This is a genomic window from Komarekiella delphini-convector SJRDD-AB1, from assembly GCF_014831675.1.
Classification (GTDB): Bacteria; Cyanobacteriota; Cyanobacteriia; order Cyanobacteriales; family Nostocaceae; genus Komarekiella.
In genome coordinates this window covers 1-5,276 of the sequence record NZ_VJXY01000122.1, presented here as the reverse complement: position 1 = coordinate 5,276, position 5,276 = coordinate 1, and the positions used below count along the sequence as shown (strand labels likewise).

General features: G+C 52.1%; 2 tRNA genes and 3 rRNA genes. All 5 read left to right on the top strand.

Annotation, left to right across the window (positions count from 1 at the left end):
* The first annotated feature begins 120 nt into the window (after nt 1–120).
* A 16S ribosomal RNA gene (locus tag FNW02_RS37180) occupies nt 121–1,610 on the top strand.
* A 136-nt stretch (nt 1,611–1,746) separates the two neighbouring features.
* Nucleotides 1,747–1,820, top strand: a tRNA-Ile gene (locus FNW02_RS37175).
* 82 nt (nt 1,821–1,902) lie between these two features.
* Nucleotides 1,903–1,975: transfer RNA gene (locus FNW02_RS37170), tRNA-Ala, on the top strand.
* A gap of 218 nt (nt 1,976–2,193) precedes the next feature.
* Nucleotides 2,194–5,086: ribosomal RNA gene (locus tag FNW02_RS37165) — 23S ribosomal RNA — on the top strand.
* Nucleotides 5,087–5,157: 71 nt separating this feature from the next.
* Nucleotides 5,158–5,275: ribosomal RNA gene (gene rrf / locus FNW02_RS37160) — 5S ribosomal RNA — on the top strand.
* The 16S, 23S and 5S rRNA genes sit together here with 2 tRNA genes alongside, the layout of an rRNA operon.
* Nucleotide 5,276 lies beyond the last annotated feature (1 nt).

Below are 5,276 nucleotides of genomic sequence, written 5' to 3'. Positions count from 1 at the left end.
GAACCATGAAAAGATTATAGTTTGAAAGCCATGATAGAGCAAGTGGCATGCGTCAATTAAAATAATTAACTAAGCTGAAGTTAAAAAAGAGCAGCTATTGAGCGAAAAAGCAAACCCTTCAAAACGGAGAGTTTGATCCTGGCTCAGGATGAACGCTGGCGGTATGCTTAACACATGCAAGTCGAACGCACCTTTCGGGGTGAGTGGCGGACGGGTGAGTAACGCGTGAGAATCTGGCTTCAGGTCTGGGACAACCACTGGAAACGGTGGCTAATACCGGATGTGCCGAGAGGTGAAAGATTAATTGCCTGAAGATGAGCTCGCGTCTGATTAGCTAGTAGGTGTGGTAAGAGCGCACCTAGGCGACGATCAGTAGCTGGTCTGAGAGGATGATCAGCCACACTGGGACTGAGACACGGCCCAGACTCCTACGGGAGGCAGCAGTGGGGAATTTTCCGCAATGGGCGAAAGCCTGACGGAGCAATACCGCGTGAGGGAGGAAGGCTCTTGGGTCGTAAACCTCTTTTCTCAGGGAAGAACACAATGACGGTACCTGAGGAATAAGCATCGGCTAACTCCGTGCCAGCAGCCGCGGTAATACGGAGGATGCAAGCGTTATCCGGAATGATTGGGCGTAAAGCGTCCGCAGGTGGCTGTGTAAGTCTGCTGTTAAAGAGTGAGGCTCAACCTCATAAGAGCAGTGGAAACTACACGGCTAGAGTGCGTTCGGGGCAGAGGGAATTCCTGGTGTAGCGGTGAAATGCGTAGAGATCAGGAAGAACACCGGTGGCGAAAGCGCTCTGCTAGGCCGCAACTGACACTGAGGGACGAAAGCTAGGGGAGCGAATGGGATTAGATACCCCAGTAGTCCTAGCCGTAAACGATGGATACTAGGCGTGGCTTGTATCGACCCGAGCCGTGCCGTAGCTAACGCGTTAAGTATCCCGCCTGGGGAGTACGCACGCAAGTGTGAAACTCAAAGGAATTGACGGGGGCCCGCACAAGCGGTGGAGTATGTGGTTTAATTCGATGCAACGCGAAGAACCTTACCAAGACTTGACATGTCGCGAATCCTCTTGAAAGGGAGGAGTGCCTTCGGGAGCGCGAACACAGGTGGTGCATGGCTGTCGTCAGCTCGTGTCGTGAGATGTTGGGTTAAGTCCCGCAACGAGCGCAACCCTCGTTTTTAGTTGCCAGCACTTCGGGTGGGCACTCTAGAGAGACTGCCGGTGACAAACCGGAGGAAGGTGGGGATGACGTCAAGTCAGCATGCCCCTTACGTCTTGGGCTACACACGTACTACAATGCTACGGACAGAGGGCAGCAAAACAGCGATGTCAAGCTAATCCCGTAAACCGTGGCTCAGTTCAGATCGCAGGCTGCAACTCGCCTGCGTGAAGGAGGAATCGCTAGTAATTGCAGGTCAGCATACTGCAGTGAATTCGTTCCCGGGCCTTGTACACACCGCCCGTCACACCATGGAAGCTGGTCACGCCCGAAGTCATTACCCCAACTTTTCGGAGAGGGGGATGCCTAAGGCAGGACTGGTGACTGGGGTGAAGTCGTAACAAGGTAGCCGTACCGGAAGGTGTGGCTGGATCACCTCCTTTATAGGGAGACCTACACCCCTCAAAACTCGAAAGCAAAGTGCAAATAGAGATTGAGATGGTCAAACCGAGGTCGGTCGCAGACATTTGCTCAAAGCTTTCAAACTATGATTTGGTTCATACATTTATCAGATAATATGGGCTATTAGCTCAGGTGGTTAGAGCGCACCCCTGATAAGGGTGAGGTCCCTGGTTCGAGTCCAGGATGGCCCACCTGAAACCAGTGAGCAGTAAACAGTAAACAGTGGTCAGAAAAACCTGATAGCTGTTAATTGTTGACTGATAACTGAATGATGGGGGTTTAGCTCAGTTGGTAGAGCGCCTGCTTTGCAAGCAGGATGTCAGCGGTTCGAGTCCGCTAACCTCCACCTGTGTTGAAAAGCAAAAACAATGGAAAAGTTCAACTCAGCAACATGGCGTCAGAGCGTCAGACTGCTGGGAGAAAGTCCAGCCAGAACCTTGAAAACTGCATAAGTAACGCGAAAATTGTAGGTAGTCAAGAGTCATCAGTCAAGAGTCATTGGTGAAAACCTAAAGATAAAAGACGAAAGACAATTGACTTGATACAGACACCAAATGTTTGAGTGGTCAAGCTAATAAGGGCTAACGGTGGATACCTAGGCACACAGAGGCGACGAAGGACGTGGTTACCGACGATATGCTCCGGGGAGTTGGAAGCAAACATTGAGCCGGAGATTTCCGAATGGGGCAACCCTAAATACTACCTGCTGAATATATAGGCAGGAAAGAGCCAACCCAGCGAACTGAAACATCTTAGTAGCTGGAGGAAGAGAAATCAATCAAGAGATTCCCTAAGTAGTGGTGAGCGAACGGGGAAAAGCCTAAACCAAAGGGTTTACCTTTTGGGGTAGTGGGACAGCGAGATCGAATCTGGAGGTTAGACGAAGCAGCTAAATACTGTACCAAAGAAGGTGAAAGTCCTGTAGTCGAAAACTGACCAGATAGTAGCTGAATCCCGAGTAGCATGGGGCACGAGGAATCCCATGTGAATCAGCGAGGACCACCTCGTAAGGCTAAATACTACTGTGTGACCGATAGTGAACCAGTACCGCGAGGGAAAGGTGAAAAGAACCCCGGAAGGGGAGTGAAATAGAACATGAAACCGTTAGCTTACAAGCAGTGGGAGGACGATTCAACGTCTGACCGCGTGCCTGTTGAAGAATGAGCCGGCGACTTATAGGCACTGGTAGGTTAAGGCGAGAATGCCGGAGCCAAAGCGAAAGCGAGTCTGAACAGGGCGATAATCAGTGTTTATAGACCCGAACCCTGGTGATCTAACCATGGCCAGGATGAAGCTTGGGTAACACCAAGTGGAGGTCCGCACCGACCGATGTTGAAAAATCGGCGGATGAGTTGTGGTTAGGGGTGAAATGCCAATCGAACCAGGAGCTAGCTGGTTCTCCCCGAAATGTGTTGAGGCGCAGCGGTAACGATTATATCTGGGGGGTAAAGCACTGTTTCGGTGCGGGCTGGGAGACCGGTACCAAATCGAGACAAACTCTGAATACCCAGAGCACACGTTGCCAGTGAGACGGTGGGGGATAAGCTTCATCGTCAAGAGGGAAACAGCCCAGACCACCAGCTAAGGTCCCCAAATCATCGCTAAGTGATAAAGGAGGTGAGAGTGCTAAGACAACTAGGAGGTTTGCCTAGAAGCAGCCACCCTTGAAAGAGTGCGTAATAGCTCACTAGTCAAGCGCTCTTGCGCCGAAAATGAACGGGGCTAAGCGATGTACCGAAGCTGTGGGATTAGTCTATCGATTAATCGGTAGGGGAGCGTTCCGTCGTAGGTAGAAGCAGTAGCGGCAAGCAGCTGTGGACGAAACGGAAGTGAGAATGTCGGCTTGAGTAGCGCAAACATTGGTGAGAATCCAATGCCCCGAAACCCTAAGGGTTCCTCCGCCAGGTTCGTCCCCGGAGGGTTAGTCAGGTCCTAAGGCGAGGCCGAACGGCGTAGTCGATGGACAACGGGTTAACATTCCCGTACTGACTTAGAGTTGTGCAGAGGGACGGAGAAGGTGAATGTCAGCCGGATATTGGTTCCCGGTTCAAGCGTCAAGATGTTGAGAGACGGCGAAAACGTCTTGAGTTGAGGCGTGAGTACGACCTACTACGGTGGGGAAGTGGCATAATCTAGCTTCCAAGAAAAGCTCTAAACACGTTAACTCTAAGTTACCTGTACCCGAAACCGACACAGGTAGGGAGGTTGAGAATACCAAGGGGCGCGAGATAACTCTCTCTAAGGAACTCGGCAAAATGGCCCCGTAACTTCGGAAGAAGGGGTGCCCACTGTAACAGGTGGGTCGCAGTGAAGAGATCCAGGCGACTGTTTACCAAAAACACAGGTCTCCGCAAAGTCGAATGACGCAGTATGGGGGCTGACGCCTGCCCAGTGCCGGAAGGTTAAGGAAGTCGGTCAGGGGGAAACCTTGAAGCTGGCGACCGAAGCCCCGGTGAACGGCGGCCGTAACTATAACGGTCCTAAGGTAGCGAAATTCCTTGTCGGGTAAGTTCCGACCCGCACGAAAGGCGTAACGATCTGGATGGTGTCTCAGAGAGAGACTCGGCGAAATAGGAATGTCTGTGAAGATACGGACTACCTGCACCTGGACAGAAAGACCCTATGAAGCTTTACTGTAGCCTGGAATTGTGTCCGGGCTTGGCTTGCGCAGGATAGGTGGGAGGCGTTGAAGTATTCCTTGTGGGGAATATGGAGCCAACGGTGAGATACCACTCTGGCGAAGCTAGGATTCTAACCCACTCCCATTATCTGGGAGGGGAACAGTTTCAGGTGGGCAGTTTGACTGGGGCGGTCGCCTCCTAAAAGGTAACGGAGGCGCGCAAAGGTTCCCTCAGCACGCTTGGAAACCGTGCGGCGAGTGTAAAGGCATAAAGGGAGCTTGACTGCAAGAGTGACATCTCGAGCAGGTACGAAAGTAGGCCTTAGTGATCCGACGGCGCAGAGTGGAATGGCCGTCGCTCAACGGATAAAAGTTACTCTAGGGATAACAGGCTGATCTCCCCCAAGAGTCCACATCGACGGGGAGGTTTGGCACCTCGATGTCGGCTCATCGCAACCTGGGGCGGAAGTACGTCCCAAGGGTTGGGCTGTTCGCCCATTAAAGCGGTACGTGAGCTGGGTTCAGAACGTCGTGAGACAGTTCGGTCCATATCCGGTGCAGGCGTAAGAGCATTGAGAGGAGCCTTCCTTAGTACGAGAGGACCGGGAAGGACGCACCGCTGGTGTACCAGTTATCGTGCCAACGGTAAACGCTGGGTAGCCAAGTGCGGAGCGGATAACCGCTGAAAGCATCTAAGTGGGAAGCCCACCTCAAGATGAGTGCTCTCACTACTAAAAGTAGGTAAGGTCACGGGCAGAACACCCGTTGATAGGCGGTAGGTGGAAGTGCAGTAATGTATGTAGCCGAGCCGTGCTAACAGACCGAGGGCTTGACCTCATCACAATACTATTGGTTGTTGAATTCGCGTTACTTGGCAGTCTTCAGGGTTTTGTTACCCAACAGTTTTTCCTGGTGTCTATTGCGCGGTGGAACCACGCTGAACCCTTCCCGAACTCAGAGGTGAAACGCTGCTGCGGCCACGATAGTTTAGGGGTTGCCCTACGCAAAAATAGCTCGATGCCAGGTT